Source organism: Novipirellula herctigrandis (assembly GCA_007859835.1).
Lineage (GTDB): Bacteria > Planctomycetota > Planctomycetia > Pirellulales > Pirellulaceae > Novipirellula_A > Novipirellula_A herctigrandis.
On the sequence record SJPJ01000001.1, the window covers coordinates 713,330 to 730,181 of the forward strand.

The 16,852-nt window shown below is 52.7% G+C and carries 14 protein-coding genes; 4 read left to right on the forward strand and 10 right to left on the reverse strand.

Annotation, left to right across the window (positions count from 1 at the left end):
• Positions 1 to 255 precede the first annotated feature (255 nt).
• Both CA13_RS02480 and CA13_RS02485 read left to right on the forward strand, forming a co-directional pair.
• Positions 256 to 807 (forward strand): hypothetical protein, encoded by a 552-nt coding sequence (locus CA13_RS02480; protein ID WP_146394442.1) that lies wholly within the window; start codon positions 256 to 258, stop codon positions 805 to 807.
• A gap of 567 nt (positions 808 to 1,374) precedes the next feature.
• Positions 1,375 to 2,268 carry a hypothetical protein gene (locus tag CA13_RS02485; RefSeq protein ID WP_146394443.1) on the forward strand — a complete coding sequence of 298 codons (894 nt, stop codon included), beginning with the start codon at positions 1,375 to 1,377 and terminating at the stop codon, positions 2,266 to 2,268.
• Positions 2,269 to 2,310: 42 nt separating this feature from the next.
• On the opposite strand, the gene CA13_RS02490 is transcribed toward CA13_RS02485, so the two are convergent.
• The gene (locus CA13_RS02490) at positions 2,311 to 3,792 is read right to left on the reverse strand and encodes a DUF1501 domain-containing protein (RefSeq protein ID WP_419193851.1); all 1,482 of its coding nucleotides are present in this window, start codon (positions 3,790 to 3,792) and stop codon (positions 2,311 to 2,313) included.
• A 182-nt stretch (positions 3,793 to 3,974) separates the two neighbouring features.
• On the opposite strand from CA13_RS02490, the gene CA13_RS02495 reads away from it, so the two are divergent.
• Entirely contained in the window at positions 3,975 to 4,985 is a 1,011-nt protein-coding gene (locus tag CA13_RS02495; protein WP_146394444.1) for a helix-turn-helix transcriptional regulator, read from the forward strand.
• A gap of 29 nt (positions 4,986 to 5,014) precedes the next feature.
• Here the strand turns inward: CA13_RS02495 and CA13_RS02500 are convergent, their stop codons facing one another.
• The 3 genes from CA13_RS02500 to hpt are packed head-to-tail and all read right to left on the reverse strand — an operon-like array spanning position 5,015 to position 7,958.
• Complete coding sequence (locus tag CA13_RS02500) at positions 5,015 to 6,106, reverse strand: glycosyltransferase family 4 protein (protein ID WP_146403328.1); 1,092 nt, start codon at positions 6,104 to 6,106, stop codon at positions 5,015 to 5,017.
• Positions 6,107 to 6,108: 2 nt separating this feature from the next.
• Complete coding sequence (locus tag CA13_RS02505) at positions 6,109 to 7,416, reverse strand: glycosyltransferase family 4 protein (protein ID WP_146394445.1); 1,308 nt, start codon at positions 7,414 to 7,416, stop codon at positions 6,109 to 6,111.
• Complete coding sequence (gene hpt / locus CA13_RS02510; RefSeq protein WP_146394446.1) at positions 7,413 to 7,958, reverse strand: hypoxanthine phosphoribosyltransferase; 546 nt, start codon at positions 7,956 to 7,958, stop codon at positions 7,413 to 7,415. Before hpt ends, CA13_RS02505 begins: the two co-directional genes overlap by 4 nt.
• 218 nt (positions 7,959 to 8,176) lie before the next feature.
• Here hpt and CA13_RS02515 point away from each other — a divergent pair, with 218 nt between their 5' ends.
• The gene (locus tag CA13_RS02515; RefSeq protein ID WP_146394447.1) at positions 8,177 to 8,491 is read left to right on the forward strand and encodes a hypothetical protein; all 315 of its coding nucleotides are present in this window, start codon (positions 8,177 to 8,179) and stop codon (positions 8,489 to 8,491) included.
• A 115-nt stretch (positions 8,492 to 8,606) separates the two neighbouring features.
• On the opposite strand, the gene CA13_RS02520 is transcribed toward CA13_RS02515, so the two are convergent.
• The 6 genes from CA13_RS02520 to CA13_RS02545 all read right to left on the reverse strand — a co-directional run bounded on the left by CA13_RS02520 (position 8,607) and on the right by CA13_RS02545 (position 16,708).
• A complete protein-coding gene (locus tag CA13_RS02520; protein ID WP_146394448.1) occupies positions 8,607 to 9,173 on the reverse strand; it encodes a c-type heme family protein in 567 nt (188 codons plus the stop codon).
• A gap of 23 nt (positions 9,174 to 9,196) precedes the next feature.
• Positions 9,197 to 10,123, reverse strand: coding sequence for a hydroxypyruvate isomerase family protein (locus CA13_RS02525; protein ID WP_146394449.1), 927 nt, complete (start codon positions 10,121 to 10,123; stop codon positions 9,197 to 9,199).
• Between the two features lie 268 nt (positions 10,124 to 10,391).
• A complete protein-coding gene (gene speA / locus CA13_RS02530; protein WP_146394450.1) occupies positions 10,392 to 12,326 on the reverse strand; it encodes a biosynthetic arginine decarboxylase in 1,935 nt (644 codons plus the stop codon).
• 293 nt (positions 12,327 to 12,619) lie between these two features.
• Positions 12,620 to 12,952 carry a HesB/IscA family protein gene (locus tag CA13_RS02535; protein ID WP_146394451.1) on the reverse strand — a complete coding sequence of 111 codons (333 nt, stop codon included), beginning with the start codon at positions 12,950 to 12,952 and terminating at the stop codon, positions 12,620 to 12,622.
• A 381-nt stretch (positions 12,953 to 13,333) separates the two neighbouring features.
• The gene (locus CA13_RS02540; RefSeq protein WP_146394452.1) at positions 13,334 to 14,497 is read right to left on the reverse strand and encodes a DegT/DnrJ/EryC1/StrS family aminotransferase; all 1,164 of its coding nucleotides are present in this window, start codon (positions 14,495 to 14,497) and stop codon (positions 13,334 to 13,336) included.
• Between the two features lie 141 nt (positions 14,498 to 14,638).
• Positions 14,639 to 16,708 (reverse strand): DUF1080 domain-containing protein, encoded by a 2,070-nt coding sequence (locus tag CA13_RS02545; RefSeq protein ID WP_419193852.1) that lies wholly within the window; start codon positions 16,706 to 16,708, stop codon positions 14,639 to 14,641.
• Between the last annotated feature and the right edge of the window lie 144 nt (positions 16,709 to 16,852).

The window sequence follows — 16,852 nt, forward strand, 5'->3', positions numbered from 1 at the left end:
ACCCGTAGCATTGCAATCCGCCAGTCTAGCAACCAAATTGCCGCTGCGGTAGTCTTGAACGTCGCCACAGTTCCTGTTCATGTCTCGGCTTGTTCCGGGTTCGGATGCGAAGCGGATTCCGCACGCGCCGATCGGCTGTCTCCGCTGGCCGTGATTGTCCCGAGCGGCCTTTTATATCCCGAGCGGCCGTGGTTGTCCCAGTCAACGGTGAATATTGCCATTCACGTTGATTCCCACTCACCTAGGAGAGACGTTTTGCCAAAACTCCATCCATTCGCGGAAACGCCCTTCTCGTTGTTGCCCGAACCATTGTCCCAGATGATTCGCAATGCAGAGCTCCCCGCGATCGCCGCAGGTCCAATGAATCGTGACCTCGCCGACGCACTCTGGGGTGGTGAATTCGATGACGAATTTGCGCAACTCGCTGCCGACCAAGGCTCATCGAATACGGCAACAACCGTGAAATTGGTAAATAGCGGGCTATGGTTACTGGCGGGTGATTTGGACCGAAGCCACAGTCTCAGCCAAGATTTGCATTCGGCCGAAGGGAGCTTTTGGCACGGTATCATGCACCGCCGCGAAGGTGATTTTGGCAACGCCAAGTACTGGTTTCGCCGTGTTGGAGAACACCCCGTGATCGACCAAATCGCCTCCGCCAACCACGATCTCTATTCGGACCCATTTGTATTTGTCGACAATTGCGCAAAATCGACTCAAGCCGACAGATCGAATGAATTGGCATGCCAAAACGTGCAGTGGCATGAGTGGCAATCGCTGATGGTGCATTGCCTTGCCTCAGATAGTTAAGTCCGTTTAAGTTTTCATCTAATCGGACTGGACTTGGTCGGATAGGCTGCCGATGAAAAAAGTGTTCGGGTAAGACTGTGCATTACTATGTGTGGGGCAAAGTTTGTCCAGCAAACTCGGACACCAAAGTGGCTTAGGTTTTTACTCAGCATCAAACGATCAACGTTTCATGCAACGGGGGGCAAAATCCTGGGCCATTTTTTTTTATCTCCATGGATGTAGTCATCCCTCTATAAACGATTGGCCAATGAGCAATTGACCAATGAGCGATTGACAGGTCACGAGTCACCCGTATCGCAATCCACTCTCCGTGTCTGTGCGAGGCACCTCCGTGCCTGTGCCTTTTGCAAAACGGCGCGAAATGTTGAATTCACACCGCCCAATGTTGATTCTTTACATCATGACCGTGACTTCAACCGATGCAACTTCGGCAAAATAGAACGCGGAACTTATTGCAGTCACAGCAGTTACGTACGCTTTTCGTAACGAATTCAACCGCCAAGGCATACAAGATGCATCGGCAAGAAGCTTCAACGAAAGCCTCCTGCCTCCTTGGGTCTGAAACTCATGCATTGTGTCCTGCTCGCCGATCTCGCCGCTATCGTCTCGCAACACGCTCCTGCCCTTTCGCTCCAGCGTGACGGTTTGAATCCCCAACGAGAAATGGCCCCGGCCATCGCTGGCTATTGGACCAGCAACCGAAGTCGCCTTGAACTTTGGCACCAAGTGATCACCCGTTATCGCAGGGCCGAAACGGTTGGCGACACTCTAACGATGCGTCAGTGGTGGACGCGCCACGTCAGCGTCCTTGAGGAAATCCTAGTCAGCGAAACGCTTTGCCGTGTCGTTGCGGCGACCGCCAAGACGATCGACTTGGCCAACCAAACCGAAGACATATCCCCGATCACCGAAAGCGTTCTCAATTCACACCTCGAAATCCGATCGCGCGTCCACCATTTAATGCTGTTCGGTCGCGGCAGCAGTGTTCGTACCGCAGTACGACTCAATCGACTTCGCCAGGGCGTGGAACGTTGGACCGACGCAATGCTCGGACGAATGATGGCTTTGTGTCCCACTTCGATTGACTATGCGATCGATACCAAACGAGCGATCGCCTATGCCGAGGAATCGACCGATTTGCAATCCGCCCCCGAACGCGCAACGGCATCTTGGCTATTCAACATTGCAATGCACGACATGCTGCTGCGACGCACCACGCCGAATCCCTCTCTGCCGCGATCGAATCAACGGGTCGCCGATAGTGTCTTGAAATTGTTTCCGGGCGAAGCCTTTGACAACCTCGGCATCCTCAAATCGAGATGGCTACGGCAACTTGAAAAGAATATCGGGCCACAGGAACAACAGCCAAAAGAATCCATCATCCCGTCGAAGCATCACCCGATCGCAATGCGGCAAAAGGATCCCCAAAATCCTCCGACGTCGCAACGTTGGTACATGTAAACACGCCCTGTGTTTTCATAAACCGGACACCGACCAACACCACTAAGCAATCAATGCTTGAATGGCTGCGGCTGGTTCAACGCCCGTCAATCGCTGGTCAAGCCCTAGATGTTTGTAGCTGAATCGTTCGTGATCAATGCCCATCAAATGTAAAATCGTGGCATGCAAATCCCGGATGTGAACGGGATTTTCGGTGATGTTGTAGCTGAACTCATCCGTCTCCCCATAGACCGTCCCCGGTTTGACTCCGCCACCGGCCATCCACATCGTAAAGCAACGAGGATGATGATCGCGACCGTAGTTTTCTCGGCTTAGTTTCCCTTGCGAATAAATCGTGCGACCAAACTCACCACCCCAAATCACAAGCGTCGATTCAAGCAAGCCGCGGTTTTCCAAGTCTTGAAGTAACCCGGCGCACGCCTGATCGACATCCTTGCATTGACTCGGCAAACGTCCCGCAACGTTACTGTGGTTGTCCCAATTGTTGTGGTAAATCTGAACGAACCGAACTCCCCGTTCGGACAACCTCCTTGCCAATAATGCCGAATTGGCGAACGTCCCTGGGTCCTTCGCATTTTCGCCATACAGATCAAAAGTTGCTTGCGATTCGCTCGACAGATCGACAAGTTCCGGCACGCTCGTTTGCATTCGGTACGCCATCTCGTACTGTTCGATCCGTGTCACGGTTTCCGGATCCCCAATCGATTGATACTGTAATTGATTCATTTCGCTAATCGAATCGAGCGTTTGACGACGAATCGATCGCGGCACCCCCGGCGGATCCTTGATAAATAACACGGGATCGCCTTGGCTGCGGAACGATACCCCGGCGTGCTTTCCAGGCAGATAGCCGCTGCCCCACAAACGCCCCGAAATCGCTTGCAATTGTTCTCGGTTGGTTGGCTGAGCGACAAGCACGGCAAAAGTCGGCAAGTCCGAATTAAGTGAACCGAGCCCGTAGGACGTCCAAGCCCCTATGCATGGCCGCCCTGTGACTTGGTTGCCCGTTTGGATGAAAGAGATTGCCGGTTCGTGGTTAATCGCTTCGGTATACATCGATCGAATGAACGCCATCTTATCGACCATCTTGGCCGTGTGTGGCATTAGCTCACTGACCCACATTCCCGATTCACCGTGCTGAGCAAACTTATACTTGCTCGGGGCGATTGGGAACCGTGTTTGGCCACTGGTCATCGTCGTCAAACGTTGGCCATTTCGAATCGATTCCGGCAAGTCCTTGTCGTACCAATCGTTCATCACCGGTTTGTAATCGAACAAGTCCATTTGGCTTGGCCCACCGACCATATGCAAATAGATCACCCGTTCGGCTTTCGGCGGAAAATGCGGAATTCCATCGATACCTCCGATCCGCGGCAGCGTGCCCAACGGGAGCGAATTGGCCAATGCCGACGAGTTGCCGCCGACCAAATCGGGAGCCAACATCGCCCCAAGAGCCGCATAGCCGAGCCCCTGCATCGTGTGCGTCAGAAAGCGTCGACGTGAATCAAACAGGGGGATTTGCATACATTTTCCTCGGAATTGACACGGGGATTGGTCAAGGATTCGAATGACGAAGAACGGGGTTGGAGCGTCATTATAACCAATCGATAAACCCTCCTTCCCAAAGATCGGCGGCTTCGGGACAATCTTGTTGCCAATTTATTGAACACGGTTGACGGTCTATTGAACACGGAAGGGAGCCATCGATGGCGCGAAACGAGCAACTGATTCGACAACACAAACTCCTCCAACTGTTGGAGTTTTCGCGATTTGGGAGCACCCTCGAAGAATTGCGTGACGAATTGGTCGGCGATCTGGGACTAACCAAACTGCACTCCCGTACCGTTCGCCGCGACCTCGAAGCGCTGCAAGCCTCGGGCTACGGAATTCGCACCGAATCTCTCGAACGAGGAAAGGTTTACAAGCTCGGCAAAACCAACAAGGGCGTCCACGAAATCGGAATCTCGGCGACTGAATTGATCTCGCTTTCGATCGGACGTGAACTTCTTTACCCTCTGCTAGGAACGCAGTATTGGCGTGGTATCGAAACGTTCTGGAACAAAGTCAAAGACGCGCTACCCGATGGCGTTTTCGAACATTACGATCGTTATCGTAAAACCTTGCATGTCTTCGGCACGCCTAGCAAGACGTACGAACAACACGAAGGAATGCTCAAGACGATCAACCGAGCGATCCTCGAACATCGAATCGTTGAAATTCAGTACGCACCGGTCGGCAAGCCGGTTTCAACACGACGAATCGAGCCCTATGGCTTAGCGGTCTACCAAAGCAGTATCTACGTGGTCGCAACGGCCCCGGAAGTCCAAGACCCAACCGAGCGACTTCGAAACTGGAAACTCGACCGGTTTAAACAAGCGATCGCGCTTGACGAATACTTCAAGCCTGATCCGAGTATTGACCTGTCTGATCGGCTCGGTCGAAGCATCGGAATTTTCTCGGGTGAAAAACCAACAATGGTTCAAATTCGATTGGGCGAACGCGCCGCCGCCTGGGTGGGCGAAGACCCGTGGCACCCTGAACAAAAAATCTCGCCTGAACCCGATGGTACTGCGATCCTAACCGTCCCGGCGTCGCATCCGCGCGAAGTCTTGCCCAAAGTGCTTTCCTTGGGGACCGAAGCGGAAGTCATCGAACCTGCGGAATTTCGCAGCGAGGTCGCCGACGCGGTGAAGAGGATGGCGGCAAAGTACCAGTAGGGATAGCCTACATCCGACTTCGCAATGCCCTATTTCTCATCGCGGTATAGCTTGGCGTGATGGGCGACCATTGCCTCGATGGTAAACTCCGTGGCAATGCGTTGTATCCCCGCGGCGCCAAATTCTTTGCGACGTTTCGGTTCGTCCAATAAGACATTCGTTTGGCGTGCAAACGCCGCGGTGTCGCCAAGCGGCACAAGAGATCCGGTTTCCCCATCAACGACCAAGTCACGGTTGCCCGGAATGTCCGAGGCGACCACGGGCACGCCCGCTTGCATCGCTTCGATCACCGAATTGCTTTGCCCTTCATACTCGCTTGCAATCCAAAACACGTCGGCATGCGGCAACAACGCGTTTACGTCGTCGCGAGATCCAGCAAATCGAACGCGGTCGGGCTTCGTCACCGAATCCCGAAATCGCAACAACTCGCCTCTTTGAGGTCCATCGCCGATAATCACAAACGAGATATCTTCGCGAGTGGTCCCCAAAAGCTCGGCGGCCCAAATCAAATCACGGTAACGCTTCTGAGGCCATAACCTTCCAACCGCCAAAATTAGCTTGCGACTCGGATCGGTGTTTAATCTTTCAAAGACCTCGGCCCGATCCAGGTTTGTTGGTCGTCGCGGTTCAATTCCATTGGGGATCACTCGAAACAACCGCCGGGGTATGCCGTGGGAAGCATAAAAGTCGACCACGCCATTGCTATTGGTCGTAATCGCTTCGGTGAATTTTGCCAATTGGCGGTCGATCGTGAAATGAGCTTCGGTCTTCCACGGATCAACGCACCGTTCACTGGCAATAATTCGCTTCACGCCAGCGGAACGCGCGGCGACCCGACCAAAACTGTTTGCAGCGAAGATCCAGGTGTGAACCACATCAGGCTTCAACTTTTTCAGGACTTTTCGCAAACGAAACAGAGCGGTAGGGTCCACCTTGAAACGCTTGCCAATCAGGGTCACCGAAACCCCAGCAGCCCGCAATCGCTCAGTTAAAGGACCGTCACGCGTCAGCAAGATCACGTGGACATCGAATTGGTCTGCGGGCAAATATTCCGCGAGTAGGCAGAGTTGCTTTTCCGCGCCACCGCGATCCATTGTTGGGATGATCAACGCGACCTTTATTTTCATGATGCCGCCTCGATCGTATTTGAATCGGGTGGCCCCACGCTACGGACACGACGATTCTTGGACTTCATTGTTCCGATGACTTTCATATACGCGTCGATGGCTTTGCTTTGCGGGCGGGTTCGTGTTAGATACCGACGAAGCAGCATCGCTCGTTCGCGTGCAGCAGGCAAATTGTCCAAGACGCCGCGAATCGCAGCGCGAAGCGATTTTGACGTCGCGCCCTTGAATAACGAAACGTTGCAGGGCACCGACTCCGTGTGACCAACACTATCGGCAGGTAATTCTAACAACGAGCGCACCGCAGGCACATCCATCGCAACAATCGGTATCGCGGCCGATACCGCCGATGGTAAACCAAAATCGAGCCCTTGCTCGTCCGCTTGGACAAACAAATCAGCCGACAATAGCACGTCGCTGATGTCAGCAAATGTACCGGGCATCGCAATGGAACTGCGAACGCCGTCGGATCTCAGCATATCGTAAAGGTTCTCGCGGTAAGGCCCATCACCAATGAACCAAATCCGCAGATCGGGATAGCGTGACGCCAAAAAACGGGCCGAACGGGCCAATAGATCCATCGCGCCGTCACGTTCCATTCGTCCACAACAAACGATCACGGGCGTGTCGGGCATCGTGAACAGATCCGAATTTAGCCTACCCAACCGAGCACGGACTTCGTCACGCGTGTCTTCGGAAATTCCAAGGCTACTAGCGAATCCGATGTCGATGCGATGGAGTCTCTCACGCGTGATTCCATGACTGATCAACAAACGTTCGCTTTGGGCGTCTTTGACGATGACGTGGTCGGCCGACTTCGCGGCTGCACCACAGCGCCGCGCCGATCGCGAGGTTTGCCACCAAACAGGATCACGACGGTCCCCCCAGCCGCTACAAATCAACGCTACAGGGGTCTCGGTAGATCGCCCCGCCTCGGTTACCGCCAATGCCTCTTCACGAATCGCATCAACAATCAACGCGTCGTAGCTTTGAGCGTATTCCTTAAGCCATGTGGCTTGGTGGCGGATATACCGTCCCATCGACCAGTCGCTGCGTGGCGCGGCCGCAGGCCGGTGAACAAGCATTTCACGGAAACAGAATCGCTGGGGCCATGATGCTGCGTAGCGAGGGGTCAAAATTTCGACATGCAAACCGCCTCGGTGAAACCCGGTCGCTAATTGACACAAATACCCGGTGCGATCAAACGAAGACGAAGGCCAAAAATGACGCCCAACGAGCAATACTCTCGCCGCAGCATCTTGGCCCACCGTCCGGGGTTTTGGAGTCGTGTCGTCCAATGGGTTCACAGGTGATGTTCCGACGCGGTCGCCTCGATCTCAGCAGGCTCTAAAATGGCTAAATAGGGAAGGTTACGGTACATATCAAGGTAATCAAGACCATACCCGACAACGAACTCGTCGGGGATCTCGAAGGCGACAAAGTCAGGCCGCAATTCTACCGAATGGTCGCGCTGTTTGTGAAGCAGTACCGCTGTTTTGATACTCGATGCGCCGCACTCAAGCATCATTCCGCGAAGCCGATCGAGCGTCTTTCCAGTATCAAAAATGTCATCGACAAGCAGTACGTCGCGACCGGTCACGTCGATCATCATCTGAGAATCGACATGCAATTCGCCCGAAGTCGTTCCACCACGATAGCTTGACGCTTGCACGACGCCGACCCGCTGGGGCATCGATAGTCGACGGATCAAATCGGCAAACAACACCAAACTGCCTGTCATAACGGCAATCACCGTCAATGGCCGACTGTTGCCGTAATATTGGTCAATTTCGTCCGCCAATTGGTGAACACCTTGGGTCAACTGGGTTTCGTCGAGCAAAACACGCATGAATCTCGATTTCCTATCAAACAGGTTTCGGAAAAGTGAATTTGGGTGGTTTAGGTTTGAAATGCCAAGCAATCCAAAGAGACCGATTGAACGTATTGTAGTGAGCCGAAAAAGAACATGATGGGTAGCAACGTTCGCAGCGCGGCGATTGCTTCATTTTTTCGACTCTGAACTGATTGAATCCGACCCTTCGTATGACAAATTCGCAACGTCTCGCTATGATCCGAAGCCACCTGTGCCGCGTTGTCGGTGCCGAACAGAAGGAATCATCAAACGAGATCCTTTCGGAATCCATGCTTATTCGCGACGGGTTCTTTTGTGGTCGTTGCTTCCATATGGAATCGCACCGCGCGATTTGGTTCATCGAAGAAGACGAGGTAAAGATCTACGGGATCGATGGCAAGTTGCAACATGTTCTCAGTGGTGAAGAGATCGATCAAGCCGCCACCATGGAAATGGAAACCGGAGCGATCTTGAAGATGCCCGAGCCTGAACAGCCGCAATCAAGCGATGACATTCGCCGCGCCGCATAGCCGCGCCGCATAGCCGAGCCCCCCACACTCCGAGCCCCCCACACTCCGAGCGCAGGATTCGGACAAAAGGGAGTGAAGGCTCGTAAAGCCAAAGGCGCAATCGATCGTTCATCGCCTAAGAGCGACCGGGGACTTCGACCCAAAACCAACCTCGGAGGTCTCCTTCTTTGAATCCAGTTGCTTGGTCGTCGGGGTAACTTTTCGCAAGCTGTGATTTCACGTTGTCGGAAATCTGGTCTGTTGGCCCGTGACACATCAAACAAGTCGCTTGAAGTTTGATCGGCAACATCACGCCATGAATCCCATCGGCTAGCTCGGTGGTCATTGGGTCCCCATTGCCCGCATCAAGATTCATCCCATCAAGTACCCATTGCCGAGGCTTATTCGCGGCGTTTCGAAGTTTCGCCGAGGTGCGGCCAATCAAAACCCCCTGCTCTTTACTTACTTGATCCGCAATCTGCGGCGCCTCTTTGCTGCACACAGAGATTGCCGCCACCGGACCTGCCGTGCTCATCGCCTCCTTCAACCGGCCCGAAAGCCGCTTTTGCAACTCGTTCTTCGCTGCCGTTGCCCGCGTCATGGGATCCGACGATGGAAGCGGTTGCGAATCACCCTGACGCGTCGAATCATCGGCGCACCCAAGGATGGCGGTAAAGATCAAGACCGGCAAGAAGTACTTCATGATCGAATTCGCATCAGCAGAGATCAAACGGTACAAATCGTGACGCCTTGCTCAAGCGAGGCCAATTTGTCATCACGTTTTGGAATGAATTCCTGAGCCACATAGCCCTTGAATCCCGATTCAACGATCGCTTTCATAATCGCGGGATAGAACAACTCTTGTGTCTCATCAATCTCATTCCGACCTGGAACCCCACCCGTGTGATAGTGACTGATGAACGAATGATTTTTGCGAATCGTGGCGATCACGTCGCCTTCCATGATTTGCATGTGGTAAATGTCGTACAACAATTTAAAGTTGTCCGATCCGACGGCTTTGCAAAGTGCGACTCCCCAATCGGTGTGGTCGCACATGTAATCGGGGTGGTTCACTTTGCTGTTTAGCAGTTCCATTGTGATCTTCACACCTGCCTTTTCGGCGATCGGCATCAAACGCTTCAATCCAACGGCACAGTTTTTGAGCCCCTCTTCGTCGTCGAGTCCGTTCCGATTGCCCGAGAAACAAATGACGTTATCGAGCCCGATAGCGACGGTGTCTTTGATTTGTTGCTCATATGCTTCGACCAAGGCGTCGTGATGTTCGACACGATTCCACGCCTCGGGGATTCCACCAACCTTCTTTCCAGTAGCCGTCTTTGCCGTCGGATTCGACACAAGTGCACATGTCAAACCGTGCTTTTGAATCGTTGGGACTTCCGATGGCTGCAACAGTTCAATCGACTGAAGTCCAAATGCTTTTCCCGCAACCGCCAAATCTTCGAGGGGGATGCTTCCGTAGCACCATTTGCACACGGAGTGATTGATTCGTCCACCCGCTGCTTCGGCAACCTCATCTTCGGCGGCGAGTCGAGTTTGCAAGGCCGAGAAAATGGCAGCCGCCGCCGCGGTTTTTCCCGCACTTGAGACGAAGTCACGACGATTGACAGGACTGGTTGGCTTTGAGTCAGACATGGTTAGAACTCCGGATCAAGACGCTCGAAAACGGCGGTTGGGTGGGATGGGTATTTTTCCAACCAAAGTGTAACCATCCAGGCAACGTGAAACAACCAGCGAAACTGCGTTGGCTCGGGAATGCCGCATCAGGAATCGTCGGGGGCATGCCTAGCAGGTTGTTGCCAGCAGCTGCGGTTTGAATGCCCCAAGCCGTTGGCGTTTCCAGCGAAATCGGTCGCAGCCAAAACGGCTAAGCAGCCATGTCAAGCTTGATACTTTGACGCTCCTAAACCTTCGATACTGAATTGCCCGCTTCGGACAAATAGGTATAGCTTTCGAGTGACCGTTCATAGAACCGTATCATCTCGCCCGCTTGTGTGTTGTCGATCAATCCTCGCCGAACCGCCGATTCGATCGCTTCGAGCCAACGTCGGCTCAGTTCCCGATCATCGTATTGAACATAGCCTAATACTTCACTGACCGTATCTCCTTTTACCACTGATCCGATCGTCACCGAGCCTTCTTCCATGTCCACATGGACGGCATGTGTATCCCCAAACAAGTTATGCAGATCCCCAAGAATTTCTTGATAGGCACCTACCATAAAAATGCCCAATTGGTAAGGCTCGGCACCGTTCAAATGATGCAACATCAACGTGCGTTGGACTCCTTCCGTGCTGACAAATCGATCGATCTTCCCATCGCTGTCGCAGGTGATGTCGCCAATCACCGCATGACGCATTGGTTGTTCATGCAACCGATGAATTGGCATTACCGGGAACAATTGATCAATCGCCCATGAATCGGGAACCGATTGGAATAGCGAAAAATTCGCAAAGTAAATATCGGACAACACTCGGTTCAAATGCGTCACATCATCAGGTACGTACTCCATCGCTGCCGAAAATTCACGGACTCGATGGCAGATCGCAAAGTAAAGATTCTCTGCAACAACTCGTTGTTCCAAAGGCAAGTACCCACCGCTGAACAAGTTCATTGCCAAGTCAAGTGAAGTTTGTGAATCATGAAACGACTCGAGCATATTTTCGGAAGTCAAACTATTGTAAGTCATCCAAAGATCGATCACCGGCTGCTCAAAAGTATCGGGCACCTCGGTTGGCAAGTCTTGAACACTTCCTTGCTGCGTGACACCAAGCGTATTGACAATCAAGACACTGTGATGAGCTGCTATGGCGCGTCCCGATTCGCTGATCAATTCCGGATGCGGCACTTCCGCTTCATCGCAAACCGTTTGCACGAGGTAGACAACGTCTTTTGCGTACTCAAGCATCGAGTAATTCATGCTCGAGTCGTTATCACTATGCGAACCGTCGTAGTCGACACCAAGGCCACCACCGACATCCAGCATTTCCAAACCTGCGCCACGACGATGCAGGTCGACGTAGATGCGGGCCGCTTCCAAAATAGCGCTTTTCAATTGCCGAATGTGTGTGATTTGGCTGCCGACATGGAAATGCAATAGTTTGAAACAATCCGCCATCCCTCGTTCTTCGAGCTTCTGTAATTGGCGGAGCATCTCAGCAACCGTCAACCCAAACTTGCTTCGGTAACCACCGCTCGCCTGCCATCGCCCAGACCCTCGCGTAGCCAATTTGACTCGCATCCCAATCGTGGGGCGGACCCCAAGTGCTTGGCTATGTTTTAGGATCAAGTCCAAGTCGCTAACCTTCTCGACAACCGGAATCACGGTTCGACCGATTTGCTGAGCCCGCATCGCCAAGTGGATAAAGTCGTCGTCCTTGAATCCGTTGCAAATGATCGGCGTTTCCGAATCGGTCATGGCGACGACTGCCAACATCTCTGGCTTGCTACCCGCTTCGACACCGAAACCGAAATTGCGACCATGATGGACGAACTGCGCGACCACGTCACGCTGTTGGTTCACCTTGATCGGATAGACGCAGCGGTAACGGTTCTTGTAGCCATGCTCCTCGATCGCCGTGCCAAAAGCTTCGCTGAGCCGTTTAAGCCGGTCACGCAGAATGCCGTTAAAGCGAAGCAGGATAGGCAGATCAACGCCCCGCTGAGTCAACCCGTCGACCAATTGTTTCAAGTCGATCGTTTCGCTCGAATCCCGGCTGGGTGCAACCACCAAGCGGCCTTGCTCGGAGACAAAAAAGTAACCATCGCCCCAACGATCCACTTCGTACAACGATGCGGAATCGTCCGCGTTCCACTGTTTCTGCTCAACGATACTCATTCGATGAAATACCTTCAGTGACGGATAGTCATGTACTCAGAAGAATAAAACCAAGTTGTGTCGGAGCGGGATTCTACACCGCGATTTGGGGGTGAATAGTAACTCAGCACCGTTTTTCAAAGCAGAAGTGATTGAGGCCAAAATCATGCCACAAAAAAATCCGCCATTGACCAAAGGCCAACGCGGATTATGTGTTTCCCCGAACGTCTCGGAGAGGCTTAATTTTAAACGCAAAGCCCAGCCCAATCGCAGTTTTGGATGGCTTGGGCCAACCGATTGGCTGAACGTCCAACTTATGCTTGGAATGAACTGCCGCAACCGCAGCTCTTCACCGCGTTGGGATTCTCGAACGTGAATCCTTGCTTTTCAAGACTCTCGTACCAATCGACCGTGGTGCCGTCGAGATACAGGGCGCTCTTCTTGTCGACGACGACTTCGACGCCGTGCCAATCGTACTTGCTGTCGGCCTTTTCGTCGAAATTGTCATCGAAGTTCAGCGTATAATTGAATCCACTGCATCCACCGCCAGCAACGCCGATACGGAGCAACATGGTGTCTTCGAAATTATGCTCTTTTCGGAACCGCTTCACTTCATCTGCGGCTCGTTCGGTAAGTTTGACTGCCATCGTCGATAATATCCCTTCTTACAACCCCGTCTCTCGAGGCCGGTTTTGGAAATGCGGAAAACACGCAGCACAACTCAGAGGGTGATTTCTACCAGTCTCACCACTGAATCGAACTACCACTATAGTATTCGCAAAGGCAAGCATTCGACAAGGCACATTTGCGGATTCGCAGCCAAATGCAGCGTTTGGCCTGCCCGCGGACGTTTGTGTCACGAGGTGAGATGAGCGATTGTGAGCGACTTTCCGGCTTCGTCAGCCTCCACTGCTGCTTAGCCCGACCAAACCCTCACAGGCGTTTCATTCCCCTGTTTGCAGGAAAAAAAAGTGGCCGGCGTCTACTCCGACGTCGGCCACTCAATTCTGCATTATTTCCCGTTGACTCTATGCTGCGGCCGATTTCGCTCCCGCGGCATAGAACTTGCCGATACATTCGACCACGCGATGTTGCTCATCTTCGCTCAGCGATGGGAAAATGGGTAGATTCAAAACTTCCATGCTTGCCCGTTCGGTTTCCACCATCGTGTCGCGATCAACATTCAAGTACTCGAAGCACTCTTGTTGATGCATTGGTACGGGATAATAAATCTCGCTGCCAATGCCGTGTTCGGACAAATGGGCTCGTAAAGCGTCTCGGCGGCCATCGCCAATCCGGATCGCATATTGATTCCAAACGTGGAATGCATTTGGGTCGAGCGGTGGCAAGATTACCTGATCGCTTGCAACCAATTTCGATTCCGTCAACAACCGACTGTATCGGTCCGCATTGGTTTGACGGTCTTGAACGGCGTCCGACAAACGACGCAGCTTGACTCGCAAAACTGCCGCTTGGAACGTATCAAGCCGACTGTTTATGCCGACCACTTGGTGGTAATAGCGAGGTCGCATACCGTGACCGGCGAACAATCGCAAACGGTCTGCGGTGCCGGCATCATTGGTGGTCATCATGCCGCCATCGCCCATACCGCCCAAATTTTTGGTCGGATAGAAGCTAAAGCAACCAACCGAACCCCAACTTCCCGCTGGACGCGAATGGTAGGCCGCACCAATCGCTTGGGCAGCATCTTCAATTACGGGAATGTCTCGGTCACCGGCGATTTGGCAAATCCGGTCAATTTGGGCACATTGGCCGAACAGGTGAACGGGAATGATCGCACGAGTCCGATCCGTGATCGCTTCGCGGATGCCTTCCGGATCAATATTGAACGTATCCGGGCAAATATCGACAAAAACGGGGGTCGCACCAAGCCGCGTGATGCAGCTAACCGACGCAAAAAATGTAAAGCTAGGGACGATCACTTCGTCGCCCGGGCCGATGCCGAGCGCCATCAAAGGCAACAGCAGCGCGTCACTGCCCGATGCACATCCGATGGCATTGTCGACTTGGCAATAGCCGGCAATTTCACTTTCAAGCGACGTCACGTCAGGACCGAATAAGAATCGGCCACTGTCGACCACTTCGGTCAACGCTTCAATAAATTCGTCGCGGAGGGGACGATTATCCCGATTGACGTCCAACAAGGGGACGCCGCGGTTGGCATCGGCCATAGGTGCAACCTTCCATGGTTGAGCTTGTAGAGTTGAGTGGGGGCTTGGAATCCATATAAGCCAAGTCCCTCGTGTTTCGTACTTAGAATTACCTGAATGGGTTCATGTAGGTCAAGCCCGGAAAGAGCCAACTCAAACAAATTACTGGCCGGCGATCACTTCCGGAACACGCATATCCGAGTGCTTCAGTTCATATTTTTTCACTGCGTCAATGCACCGCGTCATGTCGTGCGGTTTATCATCAAAGTTGTTCGAGCCAAAACTAAATTTCGCCCCCATGGCCTTTGCTTTTCGAATAAACGCGTCATGCGGATAGCCGCTGCCAGCGTTGATTTCAAGTGCAACATGATTGTCCACCGCCGCACGGATGACCTTTTCCATTCGCTCGTCGGTCCATAACGCGTCATACTGGTCAGCCACCACTTCGGGCAACCAAGTAGGATTGGCCAAAATCGTAATCGGTTCGGCAAGTACTTTTAAATTGTGGGCCACATAGCGATCCATCCACGCTTGGGGATCATCGATTTGAAACGCCTCGGGCACGAACAATTTTACCGGTTCGCTGTCGTCATTGGGCATCGGCATGATCATCGTATCGGCCAAAATGAAATCAAGCCGACCAATCAGTTCCTGAGAATGCTCGGTATACCAATCGCGATCATTCACCTGCAATCCAATGAACACTGGACGATCGTCAACACGGTTGATAAACGTTTCGAGTTGTTCGTCGTTTTCAATCGGCCATCCTTTGCCCAAATTGCGAAGCACGCCCACATTGAATCCCGTCACCGCTTGGCGATCCATTGCTTTTTCAACCGTCATCCCACCACGCAAATGAACGTGATAGTCGATCAACGGAATATCGGCACGCGAAGTGCGGTCGATCACGCGCGGATCAATTCCGTAGCCATCGGTTGACGCTCTGGACTCCACCGTAGCATCGTCTGGCAACACACGTACTTTGATATCGCGGTACGCGACCCAACTCGTCGGGTCGTGCCCTTGAAGAGCAAACGTGCCGGTTTGCAATCCGCGACGTGAATCTTCGGGAATCAAATAGTCGACAGTTGGATAATCGTTCACCCAGACCTGCACTCGGTTGCCGATAACTTTGACCCGCATCGAAAACCACTGGTTATCTTTGGCGAAGGAATGATAGATGTTTCGGATGCCGTAAAGGCTTCCGGTTAACTTCAATTCGCGGTATCGGCCGTCCCGACGGTTTGTGTTGTGGACTTGGACTTCATAACCGTTACCTGGGAAACCTTCGGCTTGATACTTGGTATGAAAGTAGACACCGCTGTTGGACCCGGGCCGCGTTTTTACTTGAAGTTGGTACTCGAAATTCTTGAAGTCATGCTTGGCCACTGGGCCTTCATAGAAAAGATGGCTGCGAGGGCCCTCGGTGACGAGGCATCCATCTTGGACGCTCCAAGTGCCACGGTTTTCGTTGACTTTCCAACCGTCAAACGATTTGCCATCGAACAGCGAAATCCAATCTTCCGACGGCTCCTCGTTGAGCGGCGTTACTTCGATATTTCGAAAATGAATCTCCGCCCCTTCGGACTGTAAACCAATGTACCCGGAAACAACTTCTAATCCCGTGGCTTCGTTAACCAATTGGCCGTTGATTTTGACTGTCAACTTGCCGTCATTCATCGTGATGTCATACGAGTTCCACTGCCCCAATTCTTTTTCAGCCTTGGCCATCGCTGCGACACCTGAGAAATCGCCTAGCACTGCGTGGTCTTTGACTTCGCGAATGCGATCCTGGCCTGGGGTAAGCGGAAATCCGCGGAACGCCCAAATGTCACCCGCACTACCGCTCTGCAATTGAGCCTCGGCACAGCGGGGCATAAACCCAATCGGGTCTCCTGTGATTCGCAACAAAACACCACTGTTGGGAGTCTTAGCATTGGCTTTTCTTCCAGCATCCGATTCATCATCGACAGCCCAACGCCAATCCAGTTTCAATTGAAAATTGGTGTACTTTTCGGTGGTGCGAAGGTATCCCAACGGTGTCCCTTTGCAAACCAACACACCATCGCGAACACTCCAAACGTCAGCAGTCTTGGCCGTGTCACTATCGAGGTGCCCCTGCCATCCCGCCAAACTTTGGCCGTCAAAGAGTTCCTTTGCGGATGCCACCGAAAAATGGGTCAAGGCGGTCAAGCACGCGAGGACAACATAGGAAAGAAAGCGAGTTCGCATAACGAAAGACTCTTCGAGTGAGGAGAGAGGTGGGAGGTGCCAAGAAGGTAGAGTCAAAACAGGCTCCGGCATCCTGGTGTTCATGGCCACTAATCATAATCCTAATTCAAATCTCAATCGCCCCCCCAAACCTAATCATTGGAA

Excerpts from the sequence above, each read along its gene's own strand:
- speA (WP_146394450.1), bottom strand. The coding sequence starts at position 12,326 with ATGAGTATCGTTGAGCAGAAACAGTGGAACGCGGACGATTCCGCATCG.
- CA13_RS02545 (WP_419193852.1), bottom strand. The coding sequence starts at position 16,708 with ATGCGAACTCGCTTTCTTTCCTATGTTGTCCTCGCGTGCTTGACCGCC.
- CA13_RS02515 (WP_146394447.1), top strand. The coding sequence starts at position 8,177 with ATGATCCGAAGCCACCTGTGCCGCGTTGTCGGTGCCGAACAGAAGGAA.
- CA13_RS02495 (WP_146394444.1), top strand. The coding sequence starts at position 3,975 with ATGGCGCGAAACGAGCAACTGATTCGACAACACAAACTCCTCCAACTG.
- CA13_RS02520 (WP_146394448.1), bottom strand. The coding sequence starts at position 9,173 with ATGAAGTACTTCTTGCCGGTCTTGATCTTTACCGCCATCCTTGGGTGC.
- hpt (WP_146394446.1), bottom strand. The coding sequence starts at position 7,958 with ATGCGTGTTTTGCTCGACGAAACCCAGTTGACCCAAGGTGTTCACCAA.
- CA13_RS02540 (WP_146394452.1), bottom strand. The coding sequence starts at position 14,497 with ATGGCCGATGCCAACCGCGGCGTCCCCTTGTTGGACGTCAATCGGGAT.
- CA13_RS02525 (WP_146394449.1), bottom strand. The coding sequence starts at position 10,123 with ATGTCTGACTCAAAGCCAACCAGTCCTGTCAATCGTCGTGACTTCGTC.
- CA13_RS02535 (WP_146394451.1), bottom strand. The coding sequence starts at position 12,952 with ATGGCAGTCAAACTTACCGAACGAGCCGCAGATGAAGTGAAGCGGTTC.
- CA13_RS02485 (WP_146394443.1), top strand. The coding sequence starts at position 1,375 with ATGCATTGTGTCCTGCTCGCCGATCTCGCCGCTATCGTCTCGCAACAC.
- CA13_RS02490 (WP_419193851.1), bottom strand. The coding sequence starts at position 3,792 with ATGCAAATCCCCCTGTTTGATTCACGTCGACGCTTTCTGACGCACACG.